1 protein-coding gene is annotated in these 207 nt (G+C 73.9%); it reads right to left on the bottom strand.

Features of this window, described 5'->3' with window-relative positions; all coding sequences use genetic code 11:
- A partial coding sequence (locus CCN56_RS45375) for an FAD-dependent monooxygenase (protein ID WP_256962424.1) occupies positions 1–207 on the bottom strand: 207 nt, incomplete at both ends.

Genomic DNA, 207 nt, shown 5'->3' with positions numbered 1-207 from the left:
CGGTGCCGTCCGCGAGCTCGACGGTCACCCCGTCCTCGTCCTGGCCGATCCCGATCACCTCGCTGCCGCGCCGGATCTCCGTGCCCAGTTCGAGCGCGCGCTCGTTCAGCAGCCGCTCGGTGACCGGCTGCGGGGTGGCGAGGCCGTACGGGTGGGCCGTGTCGAGCCGCTCAGGCCACGGCTTCATGACGCCGCCGAAGAGGCCGC

This window comes from Streptomyces sp. NRRL B-24572 (genome assembly GCF_002156145.1).
Lineage (GTDB): Bacteria > Actinomycetota > Actinomycetes > Streptomycetales > Streptomycetaceae > Streptomyces > Streptomyces vietnamensis.
The sequence above is the reverse complement of the archived record's forward strand: the minus strand, read 5'-3'. Positions and strand labels throughout refer to the sequence as shown.